Source organism: Tunicatimonas pelagia, assembly GCF_030506325.1.
Taxonomy (GTDB): Bacteria; Bacteroidota; Bacteroidia; order Cytophagales; family Cyclobacteriaceae; genus Tunicatimonas; species Tunicatimonas pelagia.
On the sequence record NZ_CP120683.1, the window covers coordinates 4,815,075 to 4,830,300 of the forward strand.

The window sequence follows — 15,226 nt, forward strand, 5'->3', positions numbered from 1 at the left end:
CCTATGGGAACGCTAAGAGAATTTTGGTTATTCGTTCAAACCCGCAAGAAGTACTGGTTAATTCCTACGCTCGTTCTACTGATACTGATCGGGTTTCTGATTGTAGCGACCAGTGGTTCCGCCTTAGCTCCGTTTATTTATTCAATATTTTAGCCAATGTGTTATGGTGTTCAAGTGTCAATGTAATCAGCAATCGTCACCCGATTTACTCTTATCAAACTCTGAACGGTACGCTAAAATACTATAACACCAAGAACCATAACACACTAACACCCGAATCCATAAACACCTGAACACAATAGATATAAACTATGAAACCACCCAAAATCATTGTCGCGCAAATTAGTCAGTTACAGTTGCTAGAAACTAGTTTGGTCGCTATTATTCTTAGTGTAATTGTGGGTTTTGTAACAGATCATTCAGGTTGGTTTATTGCAGCAGCTACTCTGGCGGGTATCGGACTATTAGTTCCTAAGATTCTGTATCCGGTAGCTATATTCTGGTTCTCACTCGGAAACATACTAAGTACGATCGTTTCGCCCTTGCTGCTAACGGTAGTTTTTCTTCTCATAATTACTCCCATTGGTACCATTCGGCGGTGGTTGGGCCATGATTCTCTGCAACTGCGACAGAACAGTAAATCGATGTTTAAAAAAAGAGATCATATGTTTACCACCTCTGATTTAGAAAATTCATTTTAGGTGCCAACTCTATCAATGCATTCTTCTTACCTATTTTAGTAGTACGTGCGGTATACGATCCTCGGAATTTCGGCTTTCTATCACGATAGTGCGGCTGCTTTAGTGATTGACGGACGTATTATTGCGGCAGCGCAGGAAGAGCGGTTTACGCGAATTAAGCACGATGCCTCTTTTCCTATTCACGCAATACGCTACGTGTTAGCCGAGGCTAGTGTCGATATTGGCCAAGTTCATAGCATTATATTTTACGATAAACCACTGCTAAAATTTGAGCGATTACTGGAAACCTACCACGCTATTGCTCCCCGAGGTCTTACAAGTTTCCTCACTGCTATTCCGGTTTGGGTAAAAGATAAACTCTTCCTCCGCCGACTCATTCGTCGTGAATTAGTTACGTTGGGTAAATTCACGGCTCCTATCCAGTTTACGGAACACCATCTATCCCACGCGGCCAGCACGTTTTATCCTTCCCCGTTTGAGGAAGCCACAATCTTAACGATTGATGGAGTAGGCGAGTGGGCAACCACCACCATCAGCCACGGACAAGGTAACCAGATTCGGATGCTGCGGGAACTTCATTTTCCGCATTCGGTAGGGCTGCTGTATTCAGCGTTCACGTACTACCTGGGTTTTAAAGTAAATGGCGGAGAATACAAACTTATGGGGTTAGCTCCCTACGGTAATCCTACAGCGAAGCAGACCCAATACTTTCGAGAAAAGATTTCAAGTGAGTTGGTTAGTTTGAAAGAAGACGGATCCATTCAGCTAGATATGAGCTATTTTAAGTTTATGGGCGGATTGCGTATGACCGATGACCGCAAGTGGAACCGACTCTTCGGTATTCCCCGTCGCTCTCCCGAATCCGAAATTCTTCCTGAATACACTAATCTGGCGCTAGCTATTCAGCAAGTTACCGAAAAGATCGTACTTCGATTAGCTACTACCGCTCGCTCTCTTACCCAAAGTAAGAATCTGACAATGGCGGGTGGGGTAGCCCTGAATAGTGTAGCCAATGGAAAACTGCTGGACAGCGGATTGTTTGATAACATTTGGATACAACCTGCTGCCGGTGATGCCGGAGGTGCACTGGGAGCCGCTTTGGCGGGTTGGTACATTGGACAACAAGCCCCTCGGACGGCCAACACTTCAGACAGTATGCAGGGAGCCTACTTAGGCCCTTCGTTTACTCAGCGAACAATTGAACAATTACTTTATCGTCAGAATATTGGCTTTACCTACTATGAGAACTTTGTCGAACTAGCTGAGCAAACAGCGCGACTGCTCGCGGATGGTAAAGTCGTTGGCTGGTTTCAGGGACGCATGGAGTTTGGGCCTCGGGCGTTAGGTAATCGTAGTATTCTAGCTGACGCTCGCCACCCTGAGATGCAACTACGGCTCAATCAGAAGGTAAAGTTTCGGGAAAATTTTCGCCCCTTTGCCCCTAGCGTGCTGCAAGAAGATGCAGCGGACTATTTTGATCTGGATGTTCCATCACCCTACATGCTGCTGGTACGACCAGTATTAGAAAGCCGTCGTTGCTCAGTTGAACAGCTCCAAGAAGATAAAGATTGGCGAAACCAACTGGCTCAGGCCCGATCCGATATTCCGGCGGTTACCCACGTAGACTATTCGGCGCGTATTCAAACGGTAGACGAGCGGACAAACCCTCGCTTTGCTCAACTGTTGCGAGCCTTCAAAAAACAAACAGGGTACAGTTTGCTAGTCAACACCAGCTTCAATGTGCGCGATGAACCGATTGTTTGTACTCCTGCCGATGCACTACGTTGTTTTCAGCAAACCGAGATGGATGCATTAGTCATGGAGAATTTTCTGGTTATAAAGCAGTGAAGTGATTTAAAGCTCTCGAGCTTCTTCTACAAAAACTGTTTTATTTTATCATTTGCTATTCATCCTTCAGCATATTCAGTACATTGGCTCTTGCCATTTTCAGCCCTTCGAAGCTCAATGACGCTAAGGTAAGTACTGATAGAAAAATGCATGGCATGATTAAAATCCACGGATCAAAAGAAATCCGGTAATTAAAATTTGATAGCCAAAGGCTTACTAAGTAGTAGGCAATGGGTACCCCTAAAAACATCGCTAAACCTGCTTTTCCCATAAACTCATTTGAAAAAAGGGCAAGAATTTGGGTTGGTTTTGCTCCCAGAACTTTTCTAATCCCTATCTCCTTTTTTCGTCTTGATGAAATGTACATTGATAAACCAAATATGCCCAAAAAAGTAACGATTAGGGAAATAATGGTGAACGTAAAGAATATTTGCTGAAAGAGTTTTTCTTTCTCGTAGACATTGTTAAACCGCTCATCTAAAAAGTAGCTATCAAACGCCTGATCCGGATAGATTTGGTGCCAGATATTTTCAACGCTTTCAACGTTACCCATTAGGTTTTTAAGATCAGGTTGATCTGACAAATTGAAGTTGATCGAGACAAATCCAACCGTTGGATTATACTCAAAGACCTGGGGTTTAATTTCTTTTCTTAGAGATGCATGATGATGATCTTTTACCACACCAATGATCTCCAATTCCATTTCAGTCTTTTGATTAATGATTGTCTGGTTCAAAGCCTCTTCCGGATGTACGTAGCCCATTTTTTTGGTGGTAAGTTCATTGACTAAAACTCGTTTACGATTGTTTTTGTCCTGGCCTTTCCGAAATCCCTCTCCCGCTACTAATTTCAAGCCATAACAAGTAAAATACTCCTCATCTACCCGAAGCAACGTTAGCCTAACATCTTCTTCGCTGCTATTGGTTTTAAAATCAGTCGGTGATCCGGGCCACCAGAGCGGGACTGAGGTTGAAGAGGATACTGAGTTGGTGGAGGACAGATTCTTCAATTGATTCTTGAAGCTGCTCATTCGCTTAGATTTTCCTTCCCAGGCATCCTTGGGAGGCTTAACGATCATCACATGATCTCTATCAAAACCCATTTCCCGATTCTGAATAAATTCCATCTGTTTATAAATCGTAGTAATGCCAATGAGCATGATGATGGAGATGGTGAATTGAAAAACTATCAGAGATTTCTGGAAACTCCGTGATTTGGGATTGACAACCTTACTGTTTTTGAGCAGTCGGGTGATTGAGAAACGATAGATAGATAATGATGGATAAATTGATGAGACAACTGCGCCCAGCATCAGAAATACTAAAAAAACGAAGTTGATGGGAGTATCAAATTCAAAAATGGGCAGCAGTTGTCCACTAAACAGATCAAAGAGTATTGGATATACACTAAGGACAGTTGTGATAGCTGCCACTATGGAAATGAAATATATGACCCATGCCTCGTATAGAAACTGCTTAATAAGCTGTGATTGGTTCGAACCCACCACCCTTCTTACTCCAAATTCTTTCCCTCTGGTCAATGATTTTGCTCCGCTGAGGTTGGTATAGTTGATCCAAGTAATCAATAGCAAAACCACCCCAACCAATAGTAATAACTTTTGGTTAATCGTCAGGCCTACTTCATCGGCAAAGGAAATAAGGTAGAATTCAACGCTTCGTGGTTCTGACTTAAAGACCTCTAATTCATTAATGGTAGATGTTATTTTCTCTGCCAGGAATCTGGCGTTAGAAGGCTCGTTTAGTAGAAGGTAGCTCTTGACATTTGGGTAAGACCAATTATGTTCCGCTACGTCAAGTTCTTTTCCGGCCAGGGACTGTAGGCAGTCAAATTGAAATCGTGAATTTTCCGGGTAATCTTCAACAACGCCGGTTATTGTCCATACCCCCTCCTGACCCCATGCTTTTTTCGTGGTGAGCGTTTGGCCAATTGGGTCTTCTTCACCAAAATACTTCTTCGCTAAGGAGAGAGTTAAAACGGCACTATTAGGCTCATCGAGCACTGTCTGAGGATCACCTTTTAGAAAATGGAAGGTAAAAATCCGCGTGAAATCCGGGTCTACTTCAACAATATTATTTTCATTAAACTTTAGTGATTCACCATTTTGACGCGTGGTAGTTACCAAAGTCTCACCAGTAGTAAAATAGCGACTCATGCCATCCACTTCGGGAAACTGATCTCGGGTAATCAGGGCTACTTCATTGTAGGTACTTTCCGTATAATCATCAATACCGTCATTCCCCTTCAAGGTTTGATGGATAGCAAATACACTCTTTTTATTTTCCTGAAAATCATCGGTAGTTAAATGAAACCCGAGATACTTCGAGAGCAGAAATACCGAAGCGATACCGATAACCAATCCAATTGAATTGATAAGAGAAAAAGTCTTATCAATAAATAATCTTCGGAGTGATATTTTAATGAAGTGTTTAAGCATAGCTGCTGGAAGTAATATAGCATCAGTATAAACGGAGTGCGGTATTTATTTTCAGCATATTAAGCTCCAATTACAAAACGATTAAAAGTTACGCTAAAAAATTTGGGTTGATTTTCTGCCTAATGCACTGAAAATTACGATCAATAGTTCTATAAAGGCTTCAGATCACCTCTTTAGGAAGACTCCCGGTATACCAGTACCGGATACGTAGCAAAATAAGAAATATCCTTTACCGTACTACTTTCAAACAGACGCTCGAGGAAATTTCGGCGGTAATACAGCAGAGCGACCATATCCATCTCTTGTTGGAGCGCGTACTGGTCTATTTCTTGAACAATATCATCTTTACTGATTACTTTCTCAAACTGTAAAGGAGTATTGGGCAGTACCTCCTTTATCTTTTGCTGAAAATCTTGATAAGTAGCCTGTTCTTGCAAACTTTTACTTTGGGATAAGTGTACTACGTGCAACTCGGCGTTAAATGGTTCGGCAAATAGAGCCAGACGAGTGATGGCTCTAGTATCTTCTTCCTGATAATCAGTAGCATACATCATCTTTTTGGGCTTCTCGTAGCTGGCTGCGGTAGGCACGCAGAGCACTGGGCAAGGTGCTCGGTCAATGGTCTTTACGGTATTACTACCTACGTATTCCTCAAAAATATCTTTCACTCCCGAAGTGCCCATTACAATCATAGAGTACTGATGCTGCTTAGCGTAATCTACAATCTGGCGATTGAGCGGGCCGTAGGTAAAATGGTAGTTGCAATCAGTGAGTCCGTCTCTCTTCTGCATCCGAAGAACTTCGCTAGCCAGTTGCTGGAGCATATCTTCGGCGTGACCTACCAAATTATCAATATCTGATTTTCGGTAATGTTCCGGAAGCTTCTGACTGGAGAGAGCCGCCTCGAATTCTTCTTCGGTAAATACATGAATCAGGGTGAGCGAAGCCTGATGAGCCGCTCCTACCTTAGCAGCAACCTCTACGGCATTCAGTGAGCACTCAGAAAAATCAACCGGGCAGAGAATTCGGTTCATCATAACAGGATAGTTTAGTAGGTAATGATACGAATTTCGCTAGTGAATAGTTGGCGCAGAGACCAGAAGCAATGGGCAATGAACAGTGTGCAATGAGCAATGAGTAATGACTGATGACCAATGACTAATCAGCAATTAGACAGTCGAACATTAACACCAGAACACTTCGAGCTTCCCAACCTGTGGACTATCGACTATGGACTGTTGACTATTAACTAATGCCCAATATTTACTTAGCCTTACTCACCCAGGGGTTGTCCTTAATTCGGAAACGCCACGGGAGTTGAGCGTCTTCTCCGGCATAATCAATGCCCACTCGGGGGCTGGCAATGATATTGTCGTCATTTACTGCTTCGCCTCGATCCTCCAGCCAGATTATTTTTCCGGTAGTAACTGGTATTCCGTAGTGATCGGTGCTAATTCCCAGTGCTTGGGTGAGCATCCCCGGACCGGCCGTGAGTCGCTTCTCATCGTTTATTTCCCGTCGCTGCTTCATAATTTCAATTCCCGTACTGGGTTCAATCGCTCTAATCAGCACGGCATCAGGCTTGCCCTCTTTATTCGCAATGATATTAAACATTCGGTGAATGCGGTATACGGTGTACACGTAGGCTACTCCGCCAGGTTGAAACATAACATCGGTGCGCGTATTGCGTCGGTTCAGATGCATTTCGGTGGCCCGGTCTCCCTGGTGGGCGTAAGCCTCTGTCTCTACTACCTTTCCCCCCGTAATGTCGCCATCAATCTCAGTAAACAGGTATTTCCCCAGTAGCTCACGACTAATTTGTAGTACATCAGATCGTTGGTAAAACGTGTTATCTAGTATTCTCATAAGTTTAGGTTTCTGAGTGCGTGGTGTTATAATGTTATGGTTCTCGGTGTACAGTATTGAGTTCTGGGTTCAAAGTTTGGTAAGAGCAAATCGGGTGACGGTCGCTTAGAGTTTCATACTTGAACACCTGAACAATGCGCGGCAACCGCCTGAACACCTGATACTCTAACACCACGCACTACGAACTATAACACCATAACACTCATCAACACAGTACTTGTTTTCAAGTGCTCAACAACTAACTTTGCGTTCTTAACTAAAATTGCATTAACTATGAAACGAAGTATCTATCTTATGGTAATTGCCCTGCTAATTGTTTGGCAGGTAGAAGCTCAGATCAACACTCCGCAGCCGAGTCCGTTGGGAGAAGTTTCTCAAACAGTAGGACTAGCCGAAGTAAGCATTGAGTATTCACGACCCGGAGTGAAAGGACGCAAAATTTTTGGAGGCTTAGAGGCTTACGACAAACTGTGGCGCACCGGAGCCAATATGGCTACCAAGCTTACCGTGAGCGATGAAGTAATGATTGAAGGCAACGCTCTACCCGAAGGTGAATACGCGCTGTTCAGCATTCCGGGTGAGGAAGAATGGACAATGATCGTGAACAAAAATGTGAACCAAGGAGGAACCGGAAACTACGATGAGGGCGAAGACATGTTCCGCTTTACTGTACCTGCCAAAAAGATTGACATGCCCTTCGAGACCTTAACGTTTATGTTCTCCGATTTGACCAATACCGGAGCAAAGCTTCACTTGGTTTGGGAAAATACGATGGTGAGCTTTGGTATAGAAGATCCGAACGTAGACAAAAACGTAATGGCTCAGATTGAAGAGCAAATGGCTGATCCGGGTGACGATCCTAACATGTACTACGCAGCGGCAAACTACTACTTTAACGCCGATAAGGATATGGAGCAGGCGCAGGAGTGGATTGATAAAGCGGTAGAGCTTAATAGCGACCGTTACTGGGTAGTACACCTACAGGCAAAAATTCACGAGAAAAACGGGAGCTACGAAAGTGCTATGGCTGCTGCCAAAAAGTCTAAAGAACTAGCCGAAGAAAACGGAAACCAAGCTTACGTAAAAATGAACGACGAACTGATGGCCACCATTAGCGATCAAATGTAACTTTACGGAAACCGGAAACCGGAGACCGGAGACCGGAAAATATGAAGGGCGGAACAGCTTACGGGGAGCTTTCCGCTTTTTTATTGAAACATCTGGTTCGTTAAGTCAGTTTCGTAATCATCAATCATCAATCATCAATCATCAATCATCAATCATCAATCATCAATCATCAATCATCAATCATCAATCATCAATCATCAATCATTGTCTGAACTAAGTGAGCGCGATATTGACCGGATTATTGAAATGGCCTGGGAAGACCGAACCACCTTTGATGCCATTGAAGCCCAATTTGGCCTGTCCGAGAAAGAAGTCATCAAACTGATGCGTCGGGAAATGAAGCCCAGCTCCTGGCGCATGTGGCGGGAACGAGTACAAGGCCGCAACACCAAGCATCAAAAAAAGCGCAACTTCGACGAAGGAACCTTCAAGAGCACCCGCCAGAAAAACATCTCTTCTAATAAGATTTCTAAGCGTTAACCCTAATCAACTGGTATTTCTACATCAGCGGTTAGCGAATCACCCTGCGGGTTAGTTATCCGCAAACTAAACTTCCCTTCAGGCAAAACCAACGACTTTTGATTGTGGTACTCCGGCAGCTCAATAACATCTATCGGCACGGCCTCATCACTTTCATTTTCCGCATAAGCCTTAACCAATACTGGGTAATCAATCGTTATCGTACTGTCGCTTATTGAGCATAAATAGCGTCGTCTACTCATCAGTAGCCAGCTGGGGCGACCATTAGTGAAGGTAGTGCGAGGGTGAAAAAGCCGGACATCAAAGCGGTTATCGCCCTTCCCGCCGTGAAAAACTTCATCGTTAGCATTAATGAAAACAGCCGGATAATCTAAAGTATCTACCAGTTGAAAATAGGGGTTTTCGGTTTCCCGAGAAAAGTGTTCGGTTAGTATTTCTTGGTTAATCGTTAACGGGTTTATTCCGGTGTGTTCTTTTACTCTACCGGCCATAGCTTTTTCCCAACCGGGTACTTCTGACTCGACTACATGGCCAAAACCACAGTGGATGAGAAACTTTGCATCAGGATTAGCTTTAACCATGTGCTCAATATTTCGGGCCTGCTGAATCTCTCGCTCTTTACCGTTAACCTGAATTTGCGTTTCGTAGGGAAAAACCGTGAAGCCTAACTTCAGTGCCTTTCGTACCAAATTTCCGAACTGCGGTTCCTGAGTATAGTAGCCCGAACCTAGCACTGGGTAGCCTCTTTGGTTAAGTAAAGTATCGGAGTGGGCTAATGCCTCCAAGCCTAAAAAACGATAACCACGTTTGTATAAACCTTCTAGTAAAGAAGTAGTGAACACCCGGTGCATCGGTTGGTGATGGGCCTCGTTAATAATAACTATTTGCTCCCGCTCAGCTTGTGCTAAAATATAATCATCCGCTGGAGTAGGGCGAAACAGTGAAAAGCGAATTTTTTCTTCCTCGGATAAGTCCGGATAGCCTACACCTACTTGTTCAAAGGCCCACAACGCTTGCTGATAGTTACCAATAAACGAATACTGCCAGGCGGCTTTATGGTAAGCAAAATTGGTATCTTCTGCTTGAAGATAGCCTGTTATTTCACTAGAAAATATGTAAGGGTCAGCTGGAGTATCCTTCAGAAAAAACAGAAAACTAACGAATAGAATAAGTAATCGCATAGCATTTTCTTAGTAGGATGCTGCATTAGCCTGAATTCCACACGAGAAATGAAAATAGGATTAGCGAAACACTAACTAGGTGCAGCAGTCATTCCACGAGGGTTGCTAAAAAATGTTAAATTTCAGTGCCTACGAAATTTATCTGAGCCTTACCACGTACTAACTTTACGGTAGTTACCCAAAACATTTTAATCTACCGGGGTTTCCATTAGTTTTGCAATCCTATTTTGTAACGTAGTTGTAGGTTCATGCTCACATACAAAAAGCTCAATGACTTTATCGGCTGGGGAATTTTCGCGGTGTCCCTTCTCGTCTATATGCTCACCGTGGAAGAAACGGCTAGTTTCTGGGACTGTGGTGAGTTTATTGCCGTATCGTACAAGCTAGAAGTTCCGCATCCTCCCGGTGCCCCGCTATTTCTGCTAATTGGTCGTCTGTTTTCCTTTTTATCTTTCGGCGATGAGCAAATGGTAGCCTACTGGGTGAATATGGTGAGCGTGATCAGCACGGCCTTCGCCATCATGTTTCTGTTCTGGACCATCACGCTACTCGGCCATAAAGTGTTGAAAGTGAAATTGGGTGAAGAAACTCCGGCGCAAAAAGTCTGGCTACTAGGTAGCGGAGTTGTTGGTGCTCTGGCCTGCTTGTTTTCCGATTCTATCTGGTTTTCGGCTACTGAGGCGGAGGTATACGGTCTTTCGCAGTTCTTTACTGCTTTTGTCTTTTGGGCCATCTTGAAGTGGGAAAATATTGAGGATGAGGCCGCGGCGAACCGTTGGTTAATCCTGATTGCCTACACCATGGGCCTTTCTATTGGAGTACACTTACTCAACCTAGTAACCATTCCGGCGTTAGGTCTGATATACTACTTCCACAAGCATCAACCCACTACTCGCGGGGTGGTTACCACTTTGGTAATAAGCGGTGCATTAATTTTATTAATCTTAATTGGAATCATCCCCGGCTTACCCACGATTGCGGGTAAAATAGAAGTGTTTTCCGTCAATAGTATCGGACTACCGTTTGGCTCGGGTTTCGTTATTTTTGGCTTGTTGCTGATTGGCGGATTGGTGTACGGCATCCGGTATTCTGTTCAGCATAAGATGCCAACGCTGAATACATTTTTGCTCGGACTAACCTTTATTCTAATTGGTTACTCCTGCTACTCGTTAGTAATCATTCGCTCTCGTTACAATCCTCCCATTGACGAAAACAACCCCGAAACCTTTATCAGCTTCACCTCATACTTGAAGCGGGAGCAGTACGGCAGTCGTCCGTTAGCCTACGGGCAGTATTTTACCGCCGAGCTAGTGGCACAGGAGGAAGGAGCTCCTGTTTACGAAAAAGGGGAAGAGAAGTACATAATCTCCGATTACAAACTGGAAAACACTTACGACCCCAAGAAGAGCACCATCTTTCCCCGAGCGTATAGTACGCAGGGGAACCACCCGCAACTCTACCGGCAGTGGATGAACCTCCGACCCAATGAAGAACCTAAGTTTCTGGATAATCTAGGCTTTTTCTTCCGCTACCAGTTGGGGCATATGTACATGCGCTACTTTATGTGGAATTTTGCCGGGCGAGAGAGCGATATTAAAGAAGCAGCTTGGCTTCGTCCTTGGGAGGGCGACAAGGGTATCCCTGAAATTTTAGCGCAGAACAAAGGGCGTAATCAATTTTATATGCTGCCCCTGGCTTTGGGATTGATCGGCTTGTTCTTCCAGTATCGGCGGGATGTGAAAAGCTTCTCGGTAGTGGGAGTACTCTTTCTCCTCACGGGCATTGGACTGGTAGTGTACCTGAATTCCCCTCCGGTGGAACCGCGAGAACGGGATTATATTTACGCTGGATCGTTCTACGCCTTCGCCATCTGGATCGGCTTCGGAGTGATGGCTCTTAGTCAGTTTATCAGTCAATTTGTGAAGAATCATCGTAATGCTGGTATTATTGCCGCAGTAGCCTGTTTAACTGTTCCGGGAATTATGGCCGCCGAAGGCTGGGACGATCATGATCGATCTGACCGCTTTTTCTCAGTCGACTCGGCCAAGAACTTTCTGGCTTCTTGCGCGCCTAATGCCATTATTTTCACCGGGGGAGATAACGATACCTTCCCGCTGTGGTACGCCCAGGAAGTAGAAGGCTTCCGAACCGACGTGCGGGTGATTGTACTAAGTTACTTTAACACCGACTGGTACATTGAACAAATGACTCGTCCGGCTTACGAGTCGGAACCACTGCCGTTTTCATTAACCAAAGAGCAGTACAAGCAGGGTGGGCCGAACGATTATCTGCCTTATGTACAAAATCCGCAGGTGAAAGGAGCTATCAATCTGGAGCAATACTTAGGATTAATCAGAAAGAACTCTCCGGCTTTAAAGCTACAAAATGCCCGGGCTGACTATAACACCGTTCCATCCAAAACTTTCTACTTAGACGTAGACCTGTACGATACCAGCGAAACCCAGCAGACGGTTTCCGGTAATGACTCCATTCCACCGGAATTACCCGCCAATTTGAAGGAAATTGTTCCGGTAGAGCTTCGTAACTTAGTCACGGACCGTCTGATGCTGAATATAAAGGGGCGGGCACTGGAGAAGAAAGACCTGATGATTCTGGATTTAATTGCAGCCAACAAGTGGGAACGCCCGATCTACTTCAACAATACATCGCTGATGGGCACGAACATTGACTTTAAGCAGAATGTAGTGCAGGAAGGGCAAGCTTATCGATTACTACCCATCGCTAATCCTGACCCGAATGACGAGATTGTTAATTTAGATGTGATGTACGAGAATATGATGGAGAATTTTCACTGGCGAGAGTTGAATAACCCCGATGTATACTACAGTGAAGATTATCGTAATTTTGCCCTGAATCATCGTTCTAGTCTTAATAGCTTGGCGAGAGAATTACTGGCTGCCGGACGTACGGAAGAGGCGAAAAATGTATTGAACCGTAGCTTGGAATTAATACCGGATGAAGCCATTCCTTTTGACTACGTGAATGCTCAGGCGGTAGCTCTGCTGTACGAAGTGGGCGAAGATGAAAAAGCTACCGAAATCGCTCAGGTGATGGGCGATCGCTCCGATGAAATGCTCACGTACTTGATTGACGAAAATCGTAATAGAGGGGTTGAGCATCAAAAACACTTGATTGTGCTGAATACCATCAGTGAAGCGTTGAAGAACGCTGGAAAAGCCGAACTCGCGCAACAGTACCAGCAAGCACTAATGGAACATTACAATCGGATAAATTCGTAAAAACAACTCGTTATGCGGAGAGTTTGTGTATTTTCGTAATCAGTATGAAGTGGTATTTCCGTATTCTTATTAGTGTATTTCTACTTGGGGGTAGTACTACCTTGCCTGGTTTGAGCCAGAGCTTATCCAAAACCAACGTAAGTCATGCGTATGATCCGGATGCTCCGGTACAGCTTCACTCTCGGGTAGCGCGTAGTGGTGGCGATGCAATTGTTTTTCTTGAGCTCATTAATCAGTCTGGCGTAGAAATTCCCTCAGTTCGTTACGAATTGCGGGATAGCTACGCTTCCGAAACAGCAATAAGTAACCAAACGCTTTCATCAGAGCAGTTAATCAAGCAAGAAGAAAATACGGCATACTATCGGTTTAACGTACCCCTTCAAGAAAATGCTAATTATGTATTTCTGTATCTTACCGTATCGGTAGCTGGTGCTTCACTACCTCTTCGGTTTGATGTGCCTCTGAACACCGACCAGAATTTTCCGCTTTCCTCGCTACTGCTTATGCGGGCTTCGGAAGATATTCCGGTATTTTCTAATTATGTAAATGCTAGTACTGCCGTACGGATAGTTTCTTTTGATGATTCGGATTCGGTGGCCTACGCTTACTACTACAACCATGATTTCGGCCCCAATCCGTCTCCTTTAGGAACTAGCAGCGAAGTGCAACCCAAACTTACGGTCGATTCATTGTTGCAGGTTTCATTAAATAGCACGATGCGTCTGGAGCAACCGGGTCTGTACTTTGCTCAGTTAGATACTACCTCACTTTCCGGTATCTCCTTTCGGGTAGAAGATGCGTACTACCCTCGCTTAGTGCAGGCCGAAGCATTGGTTGAACCCATTCGTTACATCAGCACCTCCGAAGAAATTAGCGAACTTCGCGAAGGAGAAACCCCTAAATTGGAGTTAGATAAATTCTGGATGCGAGCTGCTCGTTCTCAAGACCGGGCTAAAGTGATTATTCGTAACTATTATCGTCAGGTAGCTAAAGCCAACCATTTTTTTACTACCTACAAAGAAGGCTGGAAAACCGGTATGGGCATGATCTACACGCTCTACGGAAAGCCAGATGATGTGTACCGTGATGATGAAAAGGAAGTTTGGATCTACGCCGCCGATAATACGCTGGTGAATACCTCATTTACGTTTATGAAGGTGAAGAATATTTTTACCGATCAGCATTATAACCTCATGCGCGACGAAGCCTTCGAGCGATTCTGGTACCGTAACATTGACCTCTGGAGAAAGGGACGCAAAACGCTGTGAGCCATCCTAAAACTGATATTGCTTTCGGTACCCGAGCCGTACAAGAAGCGCTGAACTCCGGTCGGGAGATTGAGCGTATACTGCTCCAGAAGGGGATGCAGAATGAGCTGTTTAAAGAAATTATCGTTGAAGCCCGTCGGCAACATGTACCCATCAGTACCGTTCCAACTGAAAAGCTGAATCGGGTTACCCGGAAAAATCACCAGGGCATTATCGCGTTTCTTTCTTCCGTGGTTTACGCTTCATTAGATAATATTATTGATGAATGTTACCAGCGGGGGCAGGAGCCTTTGCTAATACTAATGGATCGGATTACCGATGTTCGTAACTTTGGCGCGATTGCCCGAACAGCCGAATGCTTAGGCGTACATGCCATCGTTATTCCTGATAAAGGAAATGCCCGCTTGGGGGGAGATGCCATGAAAGCTTCTGCCGGAGCATTAAACCATATCCCAGTGTGCCGGGAAGAAAACCTCAAACGCAGCATCCAGTACCTAAAAAATAGTGGAATCCGAGTGATAGCCTGCACCGAAAAGGCGGAGGCTTTGCTGCCTCAGCAGGATTTATTAGGGCCGATAGCCCTGCTGCTAGGCTCCGAAGAAGATGGAATCTCCGACGCGTATCTTAAACTCGCTGATGCTGCGGTGAAAATTCCGATGAGTGGGCAAATCGCTTCACTCAACGTATCGGTAGCTGGAGCTATAGGTCTGTACGAAGTAATTCGGCAGCGGTCTGCTTAGTTTGCTGTCTCCACCAAATCCCTGTTAGCAAAACAAAGAAAAATTCCATACCTCTCAGGGGTAAGGAATGAATGCGCGAGTGCGTTTTATTTACTCACGTTCCCCGCGAGACTCGCCCAATTATTCGTCTCCATCTCTACTACTGTCTTAGAGCGTGTTTGGATTTTATTTTTAGAATTTATTATGAGGTGTTTTTCGGACAGACGAGACTCTTTTTGAGGAGGATAGCCTAAGCTATCGTCCGAAAAAAAGGCGAAGTATGGGCGGAAAACAGCCATCAGAAAACTAAAGAATAAAGT

12 protein-coding genes are annotated in these 15,226 nt (G+C 44.6%); 8 read left to right on the forward strand and 4 right to left on the reverse strand.

Annotated elements, in window-relative coordinates:
* Nucleotides 1-3 precede the first annotated feature (3 nt).
* From P0M28_RS20620 to P0M28_RS20630, 3 genes are all read left to right on the forward strand, one after another.
* A complete protein-coding gene (locus tag P0M28_RS20620) occupies nt 4-153 on the forward strand; it encodes a DUF5989 family protein (RefSeq protein WP_302204738.1) in 150 nt (49 codons plus the stop codon).
* Nucleotides 154-311: 158 nt separating this feature from the next.
* Complete coding sequence (locus P0M28_RS20625) at nt 312-701, forward strand: SxtJ family membrane protein (protein WP_302204740.1); 390 nt, start codon at nt 312-314, stop codon at nt 699-701.
* A gap of 45 nt (nt 702-746) precedes the next feature.
* Nucleotides 747-2,549 (forward strand): carbamoyltransferase family protein, encoded by a 1,803-nt coding sequence (locus P0M28_RS20630; protein ID WP_302204742.1) that lies wholly within the window; start codon nt 747-749, stop codon nt 2,547-2,549.
* A 55-nt stretch (nt 2,550-2,604) separates the two neighbouring features.
* Here the strand turns inward: P0M28_RS20630 and P0M28_RS20635 are convergent, their stop codons facing one another.
* From P0M28_RS20635 to P0M28_RS20645, 3 genes are all read right to left on the reverse strand, one after another.
* Nucleotides 2,605-5,004, reverse strand: coding sequence for an ABC transporter permease (locus P0M28_RS20635; RefSeq protein ID WP_302204744.1), 2,400 nt, complete (start codon nt 5,002-5,004; stop codon nt 2,605-2,607).
* 173 nt (nt 5,005-5,177) lie between these two features.
* Nucleotides 5,178-6,041, reverse strand: coding sequence for a universal stress protein (locus P0M28_RS20640; protein WP_302204746.1), 864 nt, complete (start codon nt 6,039-6,041; stop codon nt 5,178-5,180).
* Between the two features lie 226 nt (nt 6,042-6,267).
* Nucleotides 6,268-6,870 carry a DNA-3-methyladenine glycosylase gene (locus P0M28_RS20645; RefSeq protein WP_302204747.1) on the reverse strand — a complete coding sequence of 201 codons (603 nt, stop codon included), beginning with the start codon at nt 6,868-6,870 and terminating at the stop codon, nt 6,268-6,270.
* Between the two features lie 273 nt (nt 6,871-7,143).
* On the opposite strand from P0M28_RS20645, the gene P0M28_RS20650 reads away from it, so the two are divergent.
* Entirely contained in the window at nt 7,144-7,998 is an 855-nt protein-coding gene (locus P0M28_RS20650; protein WP_302204748.1) for a DUF2911 domain-containing protein, read from the forward strand.
* Between the two features lie 204 nt (nt 7,999-8,202).
* Nucleotides 8,203-8,478, forward strand: a complete 276-nt coding sequence (locus P0M28_RS20655) for a TIGR03643 family protein (protein WP_302204749.1) — start codon at nt 8,203-8,205, stop codon at nt 8,476-8,478.
* Between the two features lie 2 nt (nt 8,479-8,480).
* On the opposite strand, the gene P0M28_RS20660 is transcribed toward P0M28_RS20655, so the two are convergent.
* Nucleotides 8,481-9,659 carry a hypothetical protein gene (locus P0M28_RS20660; protein WP_302204751.1) on the reverse strand — a complete coding sequence of 393 codons (1,179 nt, stop codon included), beginning with the start codon at nt 9,657-9,659 and terminating at the stop codon, nt 8,481-8,483.
* 248 nt (nt 9,660-9,907) lie between these two features.
* Here P0M28_RS20660 and P0M28_RS20665 point away from each other — a divergent pair, with 248 nt between their 5' ends.
* Genes P0M28_RS20665 through rlmB form a run of 3 tightly spaced genes read left to right on the forward strand, consistent with a single transcriptional unit; the run spans nt 9,908 to nt 14,927 of the window.
* Nucleotides 9,908-12,919 carry a glycosyltransferase family 117 protein gene (locus tag P0M28_RS20665; protein WP_302204752.1) on the forward strand — a complete coding sequence of 1,004 codons (3,012 nt, stop codon included), beginning with the start codon at nt 9,908-9,910 and terminating at the stop codon, nt 12,917-12,919.
* Nucleotides 12,920-12,963: 44 nt separating this feature from the next.
* On the forward strand, nt 12,964-14,187 hold the full coding sequence (locus tag P0M28_RS20670) for a GWxTD domain-containing protein (RefSeq protein ID WP_302204754.1): 1,224 nt from the start codon (nt 12,964-12,966) through the stop codon (nt 14,185-14,187).
* Entirely contained in the window at nt 14,184-14,927 is a 744-nt protein-coding gene (gene rlmB / locus P0M28_RS20675; RefSeq protein WP_302204756.1) for a 23S rRNA (guanosine(2251)-2'-O)-methyltransferase RlmB, read from the forward strand. Before P0M28_RS20670 ends, rlmB begins: the two co-directional genes overlap by 4 nt.
* Nucleotides 14,928-15,226 lie beyond the last annotated feature (299 nt).

Bases quoted from the DNA above. Each gene is read 5' to 3' on its own strand.
- P0M28_RS20620 (WP_302204738.1), top strand. From the start codon at position 4: ATGGGAACGCTAAGAGAATTTTGGTTATTCGTTCAAACCCGCAAGAAG.
- P0M28_RS20625 (WP_302204740.1), top strand. From the start codon at position 312: ATGAAACCACCCAAAATCATTGTCGCGCAAATTAGTCAGTTACAGTTG.
- P0M28_RS20635 (WP_302204744.1), bottom strand. From the start codon at position 5,004: ATGCTTAAACACTTCATTAAAATATCACTCCGAAGATTATTTATTGAT.
- P0M28_RS20640 (WP_302204746.1), bottom strand. From the start codon at position 6,041: ATGATGAACCGAATTCTCTGCCCGGTTGATTTTTCTGAGTGCTCACTG.
- P0M28_RS20645 (WP_302204747.1), bottom strand. From the start codon at position 6,870: ATGAGAATACTAGATAACACGTTTTACCAACGATCTGATGTACTACAA.
- P0M28_RS20650 (WP_302204748.1), top strand. From the start codon at position 7,144: ATGAAACGAAGTATCTATCTTATGGTAATTGCCCTGCTAATTGTTTGG.
- P0M28_RS20660 (WP_302204751.1), bottom strand. From the start codon at position 9,659: ATGCGATTACTTATTCTATTCGTTAGTTTTCTGTTTTTTCTGAAGGAT.
- P0M28_RS20665 (WP_302204752.1), top strand. From the start codon at position 9,908: ATGCTCACATACAAAAAGCTCAATGACTTTATCGGCTGGGGAATTTTC.
- P0M28_RS20670 (WP_302204754.1), top strand. From the start codon at position 12,964: ATGAAGTGGTATTTCCGTATTCTTATTAGTGTATTTCTACTTGGGGGT.